Here is a 14557-nt window from a genome sequence, read left to right on the forward strand (position 1 = left end):
TGGTCACACAAGTCCGGTCACCGCGCGCTCGCGATGAAGCTCAACGGCCCCCTCGTCACTCAACTCGCCAGCTGGCCCTTCTCCCTCTCAATACGAGCGTGGATGAGCACGCTGCGGTACCGCGCTTGGTACGAAGACCCGGCGGTCGACCCGCTGCTAGCGCCCGGCCAGCCGAGGATCTACGTCTTCTGGCACGAGAACATCCTGCTGCCGCTGTACAAGCGGGGCAACTGCCACCTGACGATGCTGCTCAGCCAGCACCGCGACGCCGACATCCTGGCCCGGATCGCCGACCGGTTCTCGTTCGAGTTCGTCCGCGGCAGCACGTACCGCGGCGCCACTGGGGCGCTACGGCAGCTTGCCCTGCATGCCGAGGACCACCACCTGACGATCACGCCTGACGGCCCCCGCGGCCCGCGGCGTAGGCTGGCCCAGGGGCCGATCTATCTCGCCTCGAAGCTGCAGTTGCCGATCGTCTGCCTGGGCCTTGGTTACGACCGCCCCTGGCGGCTGAGGAGCTGGGACAAGTTCGCGGTCCCGCGGCCGTTCAGCCGCGCCCGGGCCGTAGTCAGCGAGGCGATCTCGGTCCCCGCGTCGCTCGACCGCGACGGCATCGATCGATGGCGGGCGCAGATCGAGCAGCGGCTCAATGAGCTTTCGGACGACGCCGAACGCTGGGCTAGGTCCGGACTTGCCCGACGCGGCGAGCGGCCCATTGCCGCCGGGCGTGGCTACCAGCCGCGGCGCGATTTTGCGGTGGTCGAGGCGGCCACCGACCGGCAGTCCTCCGCCGATCGCTCGAGCGCAGCCTAGGCCGAGAACGCCAGATCGGCTATCAGTAGAGGCTCCTGCGAACGACCGATCACCCCGAGGTCCCGCCATGGGCAAGCTGAACGAGGGCGTCAAGACCTTCAACGCCACAGTCCGCACTGTGCTGGCCGCCATTGTCGTGGCGGGCGCCGGTTTGGTGGGCTACCAGGCGTACGACGTCTACAACGAGCCAAACCAGCGGCTGGCCGAGCGGCAGGAGCAGCTCGACGACGCTCTGACTCGGCTCGAGACCGCGCAGCAGGACATTGCAGGCAAGGAGCAGGAAATCGCCGAGCAGCAGGTCTCGATCGATCGATTGGAGACCTCGCTCCACCTGCTCAAGGTCGACCAGCGGGTCGCCGAGCTGCGGATTCTCGATGTGAAGCCGCCCGCTGAGGAGGGTGAACCGGCAATTACCACGCTCGAGTTTGTCGAAACCGACCCGGAGGGGAAGGCGATCGGCGAGCCGCGGCAATTCGAAGTGCCGGGAGATCAGGTGTACCTGGAGTACCTGGTCGTCAAGTTCAACGACGAGTACGTCGAGCAGGCGCACCTCGAGAAGGGGACCGCTATCTGCCTGTTTCAGCGGCTGTTCGGCAGCGGCCAGAAGCCGGCGGAAGGCCACCGACTCGACTCGCCCAACACCCGACCAACCGCCTACGCGCGGGGCGAGCGGATGTCGGACTTCGAGGAAGAGATCTGGGCCGACTTCTGGGACCTAGCGCACGACCCTAATCGGCTCGCGGAGCTCGGCATCCGCAACGCCATGGCCGAGGCCCCGTCGGTCAAGGCCCGGGCGGGCAGCAAGTACCGCCTAGAAATCCGCTCGACCGGCGGGTTCCAGCTGCGGCACATCGTAGACGATCAGGGCCAGTAGCCAAGGCGGCCTACCTCGCCGCCAGCATGCCGGCCTTGGGCTGGTAGCAGACCGCCCCGCAGTGCCGCTGGGGCGACCATTCCGGTCCGATCTCGGTGAGTGACTCGCTCGAGCCGACGAACAGCCAGCCGCCGGGGTTCAGCTGGTCGGCGATCCGGCGGAACAGGCTCTTGCGGTCCTCGTCCTTGAAGTAGATCGCGACGTTCCGGCAGAACACGATGTCGAACTTGCCGAGGGTGGTGAAGGGCTGCAGCAGGTTGCGGACCTCGAACCGGCACTTCGAGCGGAGCACCTCGTTGATCTGCAGGTCGCGGCCGGCCTGCGTGAAGTAGCCGCTCTGGTGCACCTGGTCGAGACCACGGCTTACCTCGAGCTGCGAGTACTTGCCCTCGCTGGCGCGACGCACCGCGTCGGACGAGACGTCCGTCCCGACAATCTGCAGGTCCCAGTTCGCCACGTCCGGCACGATGTCGCCGAAGGTCATGCCGATGCTGTAGGCCTCTTGTCCGGTGCTGCAAGCCGCGGACCAGACGCGGAGCTTACGCGGGAACAGCGTGGTCGACTTGGCGTCGATCAGCTCCGGCAGGATCTTGAACTTGAGCGCATTGAACGGCGTCGCGTCACGGAACCACAAAGTCTCGTTGGTGGTGATCGCGTTGACGACGTCCGTCGCGATTGGGTTCGAGGCGCCGAGCCTGGCCTTGCGGGCGAGTTCGGCGTACGAGTTGCAACCGTGCTTCTTGACCAGGTCCGCCAGCCGCCCCTCGATCAAGTAGTCCTTGCTGGAATCGAGGTAGATCCCACAAAGGTCATCGACCAAGTTGCAGATGGCGTCTAGGCCTTCTGTATCGAGTTTCATACCCGTGCGCCCCCTCTTGCGTACGCTCCAATTACCGTTGGCATCATGTCCAACGAGGCCACCTCGTCCGACAGCCCGGCGTCAAACACCGCCTTGGGCATGCCGTACACGACGCAGCTTGATTCGTCTTGGGAGAGGACCTGCCCCCCCTTCTTCTTGAGTTCGGCGGCGCCCAGGGCGCCGTCGTCCCCCATGCCGGTCAGCACCACGCCCAGCGACGCGGCGCCGTAGACCTCGGCGACCGAGCGGAACAAGTAGTCGACCGAGGGCTTGCAGTTGCGTTCGGGCGCGTCGTCGGTGATCTGGATCACGTGGTCCTTGTCCTGGCGGACCACCCGCATGTGCTTGCCGCCGGGGGCGATGATCACCTCGCCGCGTCGGACGGGCTGCCCGTCGCGGCCCTCGGAGACCGTCAGCGAGCAGCGCCGGTTGAGGTCCTCGGCCAGGCTCGCCGTGAACATCGGCGGCATGTGCTGCACCAGGAGGATCGGGCAGGGGAAGTTGGCCGGCAGCCTTGGGAGCAGGCGGACCAGGGCCTGGGGTCCGCCGGTCGAGACGCCAATCGCCACGATCCGGGGCGGCACGTCGAACCGCCGCGGCGGCGAGATACGGCCGACGGGGGCCGCTGGCCGAGCGGGCCGCAGCGCCGGGCGGCTGACGGCGCGTGTTCCTGTGGGGGCGGCGGCGCCGCGGCAGGCCTCAATCTTGGGGATCAGGTCCCGCCGCAGTTGCTGCACGCTCATTTCAAGAGACTTGGTGGCTGGTTTGAGGATGAAATCGAACGCCCCTTCTCGGAGCGCCGCGTTGGTTGACTGGGCGCCCTGCGCGGTGAACGCGCTGACCATGATCGCCTTGGGGGCGTTCGGCACGTTGGCCAGCTGCTTGAGGACCCCGTGGCCGTCGAGCTGGGGCATCTCGACGTCGAGCGTCACGACGTCGGGCTTGAGCTGCTTGATCCGTTCGAGGGCGATGACCCCGTTGTTGGCCGCGCCGACCACTTCCACGCCTTCGAGTCCCGAGAGCACGTCCCGGACGATCTTGCGGTAGAGGGCCGAGTCGTCAACGACCAGTACCTTGAGTGGCGTGCTGTTTGTCTTCATGTTGTGTGTCTGCTATTCGGCGCCGCACGCCCCATGCGGAACTCAAAAAAATCCCCACCGCCCCCTGCGCGGGGGCGGTGGGGGGTAGCCTCATCTAGATCCGGAACTGGCTGACCAGCGACTGCAGCTCGGTGGCGAGCTGCGCCACGGAGCCGCCCGCCTGACGGGTCTCCGAAGCGGCGTCGGAGGTCTGCTTGGCGCCGGAATCGACCCCCGCGATGCTGCGGGTGATCTCCTCGCTGGCCGCGGCCGACTCGTTCACGCCCTGGGACACCGAGTCCGCACTGCTGGCGGTCGTGGCGACCGTCGCGGCGATGTCCTTGGTCGTGATGCTCTGCTCTTCCACCGCCGAGGCGATGGTGCGGGCGACCTCGTTGACGCTGTTGATCACGCCGGTGATCTCGCGGATGGCGTCCACCGCCTCGCCTGTCGAGGCCTGGATGCCCTCGATGCGGCCGCGGATTTCTTCGGTCGCCATCGCGGTCTGCTTGGCGAGCTCTTTGACCTCGGTCGCGACGACAGCAAACCCCTTGCCGGCCTCGCCGGCGCGGGCGGCCTCGATCGTGGCGTTCAGGGCCAACAGGTTGGTCTGCTCGGCGATGTCCTGAATGACCTCGATCACCTTGCCGATCTCGTCGGCCGCCTCACCGAGGCCGCCGACCTTCTCGTTGCTGATCTCGGCCAGCCGCGCGGCCTGATCGGCGACCTTGGCCGACTGCTCCGCGTTCTGGGCGATCTCGTTGATCGTCGCGGTCATCTGATCGGTCGACGCCGCGACCGAACGGATGTTGGTGGACATCTGCTCGCTGGCCGTGGCGACGTGCTTCATGTTCGAAGCCATCTCCTCGGCGGCCGACGCGACCGTCGCACTCTGGATGGTCGTACTCTCGGCGCCCGAGGCGAGCGACTTGCTGGTCGCGCCGAGCTGCTCGGCGGCGCCAGCCAGGGTCCGGCTGTTGCCGGCCACCTGGCCGATGATGTCCTGCACGCGGGCAATGAACACATCAAACCAATGGCCCAGCTCGCCCAACTCGTCGGACGACTTCAGGTTGATCCGCTTGGTCAGGTCGGCCTCGCCCTCGGCGATATCGCGGGCGGTGTCGACCATCTGCTGGATCGGGGTCACCAGTGAGCGGACAAACAGGTACGCGACGCCCAGCACGGCGGCGATCGCCACACCGGTGATCAGCAGGTTGACCCACAGCATGGTGGAGGTGGCGGCGTTGGCCGTCTCTTCCATCTCACGCACGGCGGCGAAGGCCTCGTTGGTGTCCATCTTGGCGAGCAGGGCCCACTCGATGCCGAGCAGGTCCACCGGGCCGTAGGCGACTATGGCCTCCTCGCCGCGGTAGTCGTTCACGACCTCGACGCCGGCCTCGCCCTTCAGGGCCTTGTCGACCGACTCCGAGCGGATGCTCCCCTCTTCGGGGTTGCGGAAGGAATTGGTCAGCGAGTGGCTTTCCGGCTCGAGGTGCGAGTCAGAACGCATCCGGTTGTCCGCTCCGACCAGGATGGTCTCGCCGGTTTCGCCCAACCCCTCGCGGTAGTTCATAATCGTCAGGATGCGGTCGACCGGCATCTGGAAGCAGACCACGCCTAGGCGGACGTCGCCGTCGAAAACCGGGGCCGCGATAAAGCTGGCCGGGGCCTCGTAGCTCGGGGTGTACTGGGCGAAGTCGACCAGCACGAACTCACCCTTTTCCAGCTTGCGGGCCTTGCGGAAGGCGTCGCCGAAGTTGGTCTGGGCGTACGGGCCGTCTACCAGCGAGGTCGTGTAGTCGAGCTCCTTGAACACCGAGTAGACGACATCGCCCGACTCGTTGTCGATCAGGAAAATGTCGTAGTACCCGAACTTATCGAGGTAGTCGCGGATGACCGGGTGGACCAGCTTGTGCAGCTGGCCGTAGTCCGACTCTTCCTCGGCCGTGTCCAGCATGTGCTTCGAGCCCAGCGGGTTCGAGTTGGCCTTGATGTAGGCGTGCTGCAACGCGATCGACTCGTCGTCGAGCTTGGCCAGGAACTCGCCGGTCGACGCCACGGAGCCGGCGTTCTGCGAGGTGTACTCCGCACCGAACTCGTCGGTGTAGTAACTGGCCAGCTCCTCACGCAGACGCGGCACATCCGCTTCCGAGACCCCCGCCTGCTCGCTGTAAGAGTCGAAACGCGAAGGGAACTCACGCATCGCCCCGACCACCATGCGGTTCTCGGCGAAGGTCAGCACCTGGTCGCGGATCTGCTTGAAGTAGTCCTCAATCTGGACCCGCTTGAGCGCCTGCTGCGACTGCAGGAACGCGGTCGCTTTGGCGCGCATGTCGGCCGTGGCGTGCTCCTGGACGGAGGTCATGCCGCTGGTCGAGGTCCAGTATCCTGCGAGACCGGCTACCAGCAGCGGGGCGAGCCCGCACACAAGGAAGCCGACGATCAGTTTGGTGCGCATCTTCATGGCGAGTGGGGTCCCTGTCTATCGAGAGAAGAAGGTTGGTCGTGAGGATAGGGTCAGTCGCGGTCCGCCAGCACCTGCTCGGTGTCCAGCAGCACGACAATGTCCTTCTCCAGGGTGTAAACGCCCTGGAAGAAGCGGCCGTCGATCCCGTCGACGTTGGCCGGCGAGGGCGAGATCTCGTCGGTCTTGACGGTCAGGATGTCGGAGATCCGGTCAACCCACAGGCCGATCGCCTCGCCCTGCGAGGCCACAATCAGGTTGCGGGCGTCGCGGGAGTCTTCTGCCGGGGGCATCCCCAGCACGGTGCGGAGGTCGATGACCGTGGCCACCTCGCCCCGCAGGTTGATCACGCCGCGCACGTGCTTGGGGGCGTGCGGGACCGGGGTGATGTCCACTTGGCGGTTGATCTCTTGAACGCTGCGGATGTTTACGCCGAACAGCATGTCACCCAGGTAGAAGGTTGCAAACTGCTGCTCGCCTACACGGGCGCCGTTCATCTCTGCAATTGCGGTGCTCATGGTTTAGGCCTCCACTAGCTGGGTTTGGTTCTTGTTGCGGTCGACGCCGTGGTCGGCGAAGTTCCGGATGGCGTTCAGCAGCTTCTCGCGGTCCATCTTGATCTGGTAGTCGTCGATGCCGACCTCGATGCCGCGCTGGATGTCCGAAGTGCCGGCCAGCGAGGTCAGGGCGATCACCGGCACCGCACACAGGCTGGCCGAGTCGCGGATCTTCTGGCAGAGCTGGAATCCGTCCATGTTGGGCATCTCGATGTCGGTCACCACGACGTCCGGCGTGTACTGACCGCTGTTGAGCTTGTCCCAGGCGATCTGGCCGTCCTCGCACGGCTCGACCCGGTAGCCCTTCTCCTCGAACATCTTCATCACCTGCGTGCGGAAGAAGGTCGAGTCCTCGGCCAGCAGGATCAGCGGCGGCAGCGAGTTCTCGGCGAACTCCTCTTCTTCTTCGCCGAGGAACCACTCGGGGTGCGAGAGCTGGGCGATCTCGTAGAAATCGATCAGCCGCACTGTGTGGTCGTTGCGGACCAGCGAGCCCACCACGCCCTGCTCGGCGAAGGTCGAGGTGTCGACGTTCGTCGTGACGTTGGTGATGTCGTGCAGCACCGGGGCGACCAGGCCAACCTCGCGGCCCTTCACCTCGAACACCACCACGTAGGAGCGGTCCATCATCTCGGGCGGCATCGCCCGGATGCAGTTCTCCAGCCGGATCAGCGGCAGCGTCGCGTTCTTGTACTGCAGCACCTCTTGACCGCCAACCGTGTCGATCTGGTCGTTGCGGATCCGCTCGATCCGGGCGATCAGGTCCATCGGGGCGGCGAACTGTTCGTTCGGGCCGTTCTCGAACAGCATGACCGCCTGCATGTCGACTTCTTCATCGACGTGCTCGTTGTCCTTGCCGGCTGCGGCCCGCAGTTCCTCGTCGGTCCGCAGGTCCTCGTCCGCCGCGACGCCGGCGATGTCCAGGATCAGCGCGACGTGGCCGTCGCCCAGGATCGTGGCGCCCGCCAGGGTGCGGCAGTTCTTGTGGTGCCGGCCCAGCGGCTTGACCACGATCTCCTCCGAGTCGTGCAGGGCGTCCACCACCATCCCGAACCGCGTCTGACCGGAGTCGACCACGATGATGTTGGTGGCGCCGGTCTTGCTCCGGGCCTGTTCTTCGGCGGTGCCGCATCCCAGGGCCTCGTTCAACCGGACCAGCGGCAGCAGGCTGCCACGCAGGCGGAGGACCTCGGCGTCCTTGACGCGTCCGAGCTTGGTGTCGCGTTCGTTCTCACGGACCCGCACCAGCTCGGCGATGTTGACCTGCGGGATTGCGAAGCGGTCGCCGCCGGCCTGAATGATCAGCGACGGGATGATCGCCAGCGTCAGCGGCAGGGTGACGATGATGCTGGTGCCCTTGCCCAGGACCGACTCGACGTCGACCGTGCCGCCCAGCTTGGCGATGTTCGTCCGCACGACGTCCATCCCCACGCCGCGGCCGCTGACGTCGGTGACTTCCTTGGCGGTCGAGAAGCCGGGGGCGAAGATCAGGCGGACCGCCTCGCGGTCGCCCATCTGGTCGGCCTTCTCCTGGGTGATAATGCCCTTGGAGACCGCCTTCTCCTTCAGCACGGCGGGGTTGATGCCGCCGCCGTCGTCGACGATCTCGATCCGCACCTTGCCGGCCTGGTAGAAGGCCCGCAGGTCGATCTTCCCGGTCGCCGGCTTGCCCTTCTGCACGCGGACGTCAGGCGACTCGAGGCCGTGGTCGACCGAGTTGCGGATCAGGTGGGTGAGCGGGTCGCCGATCGCCTCGACGATCGTCTTGTCGACCTCGACCTCCTTGCCCTCGATGTTGAGGTCGCACTGCTTGCCGAGCTTGGCGCTCAGGTCGCGGACGACTCGGGGGAAGCGGCTGAACACCGACCCGATCTGCTGCATGCGGGTCTGCATGATCGCTTCCTGCAGCTCGCTGGTGACCTGGTCGATCCGCGCCGAGGTCGCCTCGAGCCCGGACTGCTCTTCCGAAGCGACCGCCTGCATCAGCTGGTTGCGGCTGAGCACGAGCTCGCCGGCCAGGTTCATCAGGCAGTCCAGAACCGTGACCGAAACGCGGATGCTGGCGTCCGCCGCGGGCGTCGGGGTCGGCTTGGTGGTTTGTGAGTCCTCAGCCATGGGCGTAGCCTTCGGGGGTTCGGGAGTTGGGGGCGCCGGCGCGGCCGGTGCGGGGGCGGCGGGCGCCTCTTGGGCGGCCTTGGCGGCATTCTTCTCGGCCAGCTTGGCGGCGATGGCGGCCTCGATCTGGTCGTCGAGGCTCATCTCGCTGGCGGCCGGAGCCGGCTCTTCGGTGGGCTCTTCTGCGGGCTCTTCCGCGGCGGGCGCGGCGGCTTCTGCGGCGGCCGCCGGAGCGGGCTCGTTGCCCTCGGCGATCGCGTCCAGCGCCGCGACGTGCTTGCTGATGTCGAACGACCCAGAGTTGTTCACGTCGTCGATCATCGAAGACAGCGTGTCGGCCGCCTTCAGCATGACGTCAATAGTGACCGACGTCGGCGTCAGCTCCTTATTGCGCATCATGTTCAGCAGGTTCTCGAGGCTGTGGGCCAGGTCGTTGACCGTGGTCAGCCCCAGGAAGCCGGCGGCGCCCTTGATGGAGTGGATCGCGCGGAACACCTCGTTGACGAGGTTGACATCGATATTCGCGCCCTGTTCCTCGATAGCGAGGAACTGGTTCTCGACATCCGCTAGGTGTTCCTTCGCCTCCACGACGAAGTCGTTCATCAGTTCGTTGTCTTCCACCATCACCTCCAGCGAGTGTCGGAACGCTGGTTCTGTGGGAGCCAGCGCAAGGATGTGTTCGATGTGCAAAAGTAGGTCACATCGCGTGCGCAGCGGCCGGTGGTGGTAAACAGAACCCGACGCGGTGCGGCGGCGCTGAGAGGGGGCCTTCGTCGGCCCGTGCGTGCGGCGGGTTGTCCCGGTTGCTCGGCTTGCGCCGCCGACCCGCGGGAGGCGGTCTACTCGTCGTCGAGCGGGCGGCGGTCTGTTTTTTCCAGCTCTGCGGCTAGATCTTCCGCGTAGCCGGGCGGGAAGGGGCTTTCTGCCGACTCTAGCGGTTCTGCCGCTCCGCGGCTCGGCGCGTTTGCCGCACCCTCCTCAGAGGGACGCGCCGCCAGCCGTTTGGGCGGCGTCGGAGTGGGTCGTTGCGGCTCGGGTTCCGGCAGCGGCAGCGAGAACTCCGACACCCAAAAAGCGGCGTCGCCGACGTCGGCGGGCGGCTGCTTTTCGGGCGCCTGACCCTGGATCGCGTGGGGGCGCCGGCCCCGCAACTCCCGGTTCCACTCGGCGCTGCCCTGCCACGCGGCGCCCCGGCGGCGGGCCGCCCGCTGCACCCGGCGGTCGCCGGAGATCACCAGCAGCTCCTTCGGCGCGCGGTCGGACTCGACGAGCGCCTCGAGCATCGCGTCGGCGTCGGGGTACTTGCGGGCAAACAGCACGTGGATGCCCTCGTAGGAGTACTCGTCGGGCAGGCCGGGCAGCGCGCCGGCCGCGTCGAACACGATGGTCGCCCGCGCACGCTCTCGCTTGACCAGCCGCGACGCGATGAAGGCCAGCAGCGCCTCGCGGGCGCCCTGCAGCGTCCCCGCCAGGCGGTCGGACCCGTGCACGTCGGTCGCGTGCAGCAGGTTGTAGCCGTCGATCAATAGTCGCACACGCGCGGGTGAGCGGGCCATGGCTGGTCGCTCTGGGCGGGGCTAGTCGTTGTAGACGTGACGCTCGCGGTAGGTCTCGAAGAAGTGCCGCGCGATGCTGTGGTCGACGTCCATCACGTGCGCCAGGAGCGCGGCGCGGATCCACATGCCGTTGCGGGCCTGGCGGAAGTACATGGCGCGGGGGTCGTCGTCGACCTCCGGTGGGATCTCGCCGAAGTGCTGGTCCCGCGGGAACGGGTGCAGGATCGGGGCGTACAGCCGCATCCGGGTGACCAGCTCGGGCGTCAGCCGGTACTTGAGCGTGTCGATCGCCGCCATCGACTCGGCGTCCTCGGGGCTGTCGTGTTCCTTCTGCACGCGGGTCATGTAGAGCGCGTCCACCTGCTCGATCACCGGCTTGCCGTCCAGCAGCGACTCGAACGAGTCGAGCTCGTAGATCGGCACCCCGCGGTCCAGCAGCCGCTGACGCAGGTCGTCACGGATGCGGAGCTTCGGGTGGTCCGGCGAGATGAAAACCAGCCGCACGCCCTCGTACATCGCCAGCAGCATCGCCAGCGACCGCACGGTCCGGCCCCGGCCGATGTCGCCGCAGAAGGCGTAGGTCTTGTTCTCCAGCCCCTTGGACAGGCCCTCGTAGCCCGGCATCAGGCGGAGCCGCTCCAGCTTGTCGCCGCCGGGCGAGTCGTTCGGGTTCTCGAAGTTGAAGGTCCGCTGCAGCGTGTAGATGTCCAGGAGCGCCTGGGTCGGGTGCTCGTCGGCGCCGCTGCCGGCGTTGATCAGCGGCACGCTCCGCTGGCCGCTCCGCTCGAGGTCGTTCATTAGGTAGGCGCACGACTCGGCCAGCTTCGCGACGGGCGACCGCATGATGATCAGGTCGAAGTAGCTCGAGAACATCCGGATCGAGTCGAAGCGGGTCTCGCCCTTGGTTTCCGAAGAGGTCTGCGGGTCGCGCACCTCGTTGCAGGTGATGCCGAGCACCTGGCAGGCCGCCATGAACGACAAGAACGTGCGGGTCGACGGCTGGGTGAAGTACAGCATCGCCCGGCGGTGAGCCAGCAGCCCGCGGAGGAAGTCCTGCCCGTCACGCGACTTCGACAGCAGCCGGATCATGTCGGCGGTCTCGGCCAGCTCGGAGAGCATCCCCGGGTTGAACTGGCCGGAGAACACCACGTGCCGCAGCCGGTCTCCCCGCTGGAACTCGGGGGCCTTCATCAGCACGGGCCGGTCTAGCCGCGAGGAGAAATGCTCGAGGTTCAGCTCGTCCTGCGTCCTCGGGGGGGCGAGGGGCGACTCGTGATCGGTGGGCGTAGACAACGTGGGGCTCCTTGCGCTGGCGTTGCCTAGATTTATCGCACAGCCCCCCGCCGCAGGCAATCCACCCTGCCCCGCCGAGCGGTCCCCGGCGGCGCTATTCTGACACCCGCCAGCGGGCGTGGAACAGCCACATAATCAGCAGCAGCAGCGTCAGGTTGTACAGCACCGACCACCCGACGTACCCAAAGAACAGGGGCAGGTCGCCGATCGCCTGCTGCTTGGCGGTCTCGGACCTGCCGTCCGCCCGTTCGATGTCCAGCGGCAACGCGAAAACCGCCGCGAATGGGCTCACGCTGCCGACCGCGTGCACCACACGGGCCCCGGTGGTCCCCTGGTAGAAGGTCTCGGAGAAGAACCGGGCCGCCAGCGGCGCCACGAACATCGTCAGGATCAGCACGTAGGTCGTCATCAGGCTGCTGGACGTCTTGCGGTAGATCGTTGAGCAGAACAGCGCCGTCAGCGCGGTGGTCAGGCAAGCGAGCGCGACCACCAGGAAGTACCCCGCCATGGTGAGCAGGTTGTTCCAGTAGTCCAGCGGCATCATGCACGCCAGCAGCACCGGCCACAGCAGGAACGACGTCAGCACCACCGACACCCGCAGACCACTCAGCAGCTTACCCCACAGCATCTGCCAGGGGCTGATGAGCGTGGTCAGCAGCAGGTCGAGCGTCTGACGTTCCCGCTCGTTGCAGACGCTGCCGGCGGAGAACACCGGTCCGACCAGCATGTTGAACAGCAGCACGTAGGCGATGTACCACGGCGCCCAGCTCATCACCATGTACAGGCAGACCGCCATAATCGGCAGCGCCAGGCCCATCGAGATCTGGATCACCAGCCGCAGCATCAGCGTGCCCTGGGCGAAGATCTCGCTCCGCATCTCCTTGTCGTAGATCGGGTTGGCGCCGTCCTCGATGAAAGTGGTCCGCTTGGGCGGGGCAAACAGCTTGTCGGGGAACTCGTCCCGCTTGATGTACAGGCCAACCGCCTCGCGGGCCTCGGTCTCGAGGTCGACCACTTCCTTGCCGCCCGAACCCAGGTCGGCCGGGTAGAGCAGCCGCCGGGTGATGTCGGCCCACAAGAGCGCCCCGATCGCCGCGCAGGCGATCGGCGTCACGGTCGACACAAATGCCACCCGGGCGCCGCCGAGCTGCTCGAGCGACTGCCACACCAGCACGCCAACCATCGCCAGCGGCAGGATCATCAAATACGACACCACCAGCGACGCGCTGGTCCGCTGGAAGTAGCTGCTCGCCCACAGGCTGATCATGCCGAACAACGCCACCATCGACATCATCGCGATGTACGCCGCGAAAACCTCCAGCGCGCCCACGCCCCCCAGCGGCAGGCAGAGCATCACGATCGGCAGCGAGCAGAAGATCAGGATGCCGAGGTACGTCAGCGAGGCGAACAGCTTGCCCAGCACAATCGCGCCCGGCTTGATCGGGCTGGCGAGCAGCATCTCGTAGCTGTCGCGTTCCTTCTCGCCGGTGATCGCCCCGGCGGCGAAGCTCGGCGCCATTAGCGACGCCAGCATAAACTGGCCGAAGAAGAACAGCTCGACCAGCCGCTTGGCCTCCTCCGGCTGGGCAAAGTCGAGCTTCTGCTGCTGCGGCCAGGCCAGCAGCACCACGCCCCCCAACAGGGCGATGTACGCAAACAGCAGCACAAACGCCCGCGGCAACCGCAGCGTGCTCAGCAGCTCGTACTGCAGGACCGGATTATCACGGACGTACATAGGCAGTTGGTTCGTAGCTCGCGGCTAGTCAGTTGTACGCGGTTGGCGCCCAGATCGCCATGAAGCGTCGCGGCTCCGCCGCGCCCACGAATCCCTCTTCCCGGCAGGGGGAGGGGCTAGGGAAGGGGGGTCTGCCAGCGTGTTCGCTGCCCCGACCGGTTTATCCCGTATTCTCCTCACTTATCTCCAAAACCCGCTCCACTTCTTCCCAGACAGCGTCCGCCGGGATCTCCTTGAACGGCTCGTCAACAAACCGCCCGCACGAGTCGCACGGTGTCTGGACCTCTGTAGAGGCCACAAACCGCTGGTGCTCGCGGTGCGGGCGGGTCCATTCTACCGGGCTGATCTGGAACAGCGAAACCATCGGCAGCCCCGCCGTGGCGGCCAGGTGGTGGGGCCCGCCGTCGTTGCCGACAAACAGGTCGCACCGACGCATCACGCCCATCAGCTGCGGGAAGGTCGGCATCGGGTAGTCGATCACCGCCGGCGTCCGCATCCGGTCGGTCACCTCGCGGACCGACCGCTCCTGGCCGGGTCCGTACACCATCAGCGGCGTGTAGCCCCGCTCGGACAGCCGGTCGGCGAGCAGGGCGAACTTCTCCGGCGGCCAGCTCTTGTTGGGGTCCTGAGAGATCACGTACATCGCCACGGTCTTGCCGGGGAGGTGCTCCTCGTTGAACCGCTGGGCGAACGCCTCGTCCGCCGGGCTGATCGGGAACTCGAGGTCGAGGTCATCAAAATCGACCCGGTCGTCCCCCAGCAGCCGCAGGTTCCGCCGGGCGTTGTACTCGAACGGCATCTGGTCGCGGGGCGTCGACTCGGTGTAGCACAGCGGACCCCGCACCACCGCCTTGCGGTAGCCGATCCGCCGCTGCGCGCCGCTCGCCAGCGTCAGCCACGCGGTCTTTGGCAGGGCGTGCAGGTCGATCGCCAGGTCATACCGCCGGCGCCGCATCGCGCCGATCAGTCCTCGGAGCTCCGACAACGGCGCCTTGCGCCGCAGCAGCCGCCGGTGCGCGACGTGCGGGCTGTGCAGGAAGATCGCCCCGTTGTTGGGCTGGCACAGCACGTCAACCTCGGCGTCGGGGTACAGCCGCTTCAGCTGCCGCACGAGCGGCGTCGCGAGCAGCGTGTCGCCCAGCATCCGCAGGCGAACGACCAGGATGCGTTGGGGGGGATTCGCCAAGCCTACCTCCGCCCGCTGACGCGCGA

The 14557-nt window shown here is 66.7% G+C and carries 11 protein-coding genes; 2 read left to right on the top strand and 9 right to left on the bottom strand.

Annotated features, from left to right (window positions below):
* The first annotated feature begins 102 nt into the window (after nt 1–102).
* Complete coding sequence (locus tag Pla123a_RS20140) at nt 103–813, top strand: lysophospholipid acyltransferase family protein (RefSeq protein WP_197528138.1); 711 nt, start codon at nt 103–105, stop codon at nt 811–813.
* 67 nt (nt 814–880) lie between these two features.
* The gene (locus tag Pla123a_RS20145; RefSeq protein WP_146590366.1) at nt 881–1687 is read left to right on the top strand and encodes a hypothetical protein; all 807 of its coding nucleotides are present in this window, start codon (nt 881–883) and stop codon (nt 1685–1687) included.
* A gap of 10 nt (nt 1688–1697) precedes the next feature.
* Here the strand turns inward: Pla123a_RS20145 and Pla123a_RS20150 are convergent, their stop codons facing one another.
* The 9 genes from Pla123a_RS20150 to Pla123a_RS20190 all read right to left on the bottom strand — a co-directional run bounded on the left by Pla123a_RS20150 (nt 1698) and on the right by Pla123a_RS20190 (nt 14531).
* Nucleotides 1698–2546: a CheR family methyltransferase gene (locus tag Pla123a_RS20150; RefSeq protein WP_146590368.1), complete on the bottom strand. Its 849-nt coding sequence runs from the start codon at nt 2544–2546 to the stop codon at nt 1698–1700.
* Nucleotides 2543–3646, bottom strand: coding sequence for a protein-glutamate methylesterase/protein-glutamine glutaminase (locus Pla123a_RS20155; RefSeq protein WP_146590370.1), 1104 nt, complete (start codon nt 3644–3646; stop codon nt 2543–2545). Before Pla123a_RS20155 ends, Pla123a_RS20150 begins: the two co-directional genes overlap by 4 nt.
* Nucleotides 3647–3740: 94 nt before the next feature.
* The gene (locus tag Pla123a_RS20160) at nt 3741–6089 is read right to left on the bottom strand and encodes a methyl-accepting chemotaxis protein (protein ID WP_146590371.1); all 2349 of its coding nucleotides are present in this window, start codon (nt 6087–6089) and stop codon (nt 3741–3743) included.
* 53 nt (nt 6090–6142) lie between these two features.
* Nucleotides 6143–6607 (bottom strand): chemotaxis protein CheW, encoded by a 465-nt coding sequence (locus Pla123a_RS20165; protein ID WP_146590373.1) that lies wholly within the window; start codon nt 6605–6607, stop codon nt 6143–6145.
* Nucleotides 6608–6610: 3 nt separating this feature from the next.
* A complete protein-coding gene (locus tag Pla123a_RS20170) occupies nt 6611–9451 on the bottom strand; it encodes a hybrid sensor histidine kinase/response regulator (protein WP_146590375.1) in 2841 nt (946 codons plus the stop codon).
* Nucleotides 9452–9600: 149 nt separating this feature from the next.
* Nucleotides 9601–10317, bottom strand: a complete 717-nt coding sequence (locus tag Pla123a_RS20175) for an NYN domain-containing protein (RefSeq protein ID WP_146590377.1) — start codon at nt 10315–10317, stop codon at nt 9601–9603.
* A gap of 21 nt (nt 10318–10338) precedes the next feature.
* Nucleotides 10339–11610, bottom strand: coding sequence for an aspartate/ornithine carbamoyltransferase family protein (locus Pla123a_RS20180; protein WP_146590379.1), 1272 nt, complete (start codon nt 11608–11610; stop codon nt 10339–10341).
* Nucleotides 11611–11704: 94 nt separating this feature from the next.
* Nucleotides 11705–13345, bottom strand: a complete 1641-nt coding sequence (locus Pla123a_RS20185) for an ABC transporter permease subunit (protein ID WP_146590381.1) — start codon at nt 13343–13345, stop codon at nt 11705–11707.
* A gap of 160 nt (nt 13346–13505) precedes the next feature.
* Nucleotides 13506–14531: a glycosyltransferase family 9 protein gene (locus tag Pla123a_RS20190; RefSeq protein ID WP_146590383.1), complete on the bottom strand. Its 1026-nt coding sequence runs from the start codon at nt 14529–14531 to the stop codon at nt 13506–13508.
* Nucleotides 14532–14557: the final 26 nt, after the last annotated feature.

It is taken from the genome of Posidoniimonas polymericola (genome assembly GCF_007859935.1).
In the GTDB taxonomy this organism is placed as follows: domain Bacteria; phylum Planctomycetota; class Planctomycetia; order Pirellulales; family Lacipirellulaceae; genus Posidoniimonas; species Posidoniimonas polymericola.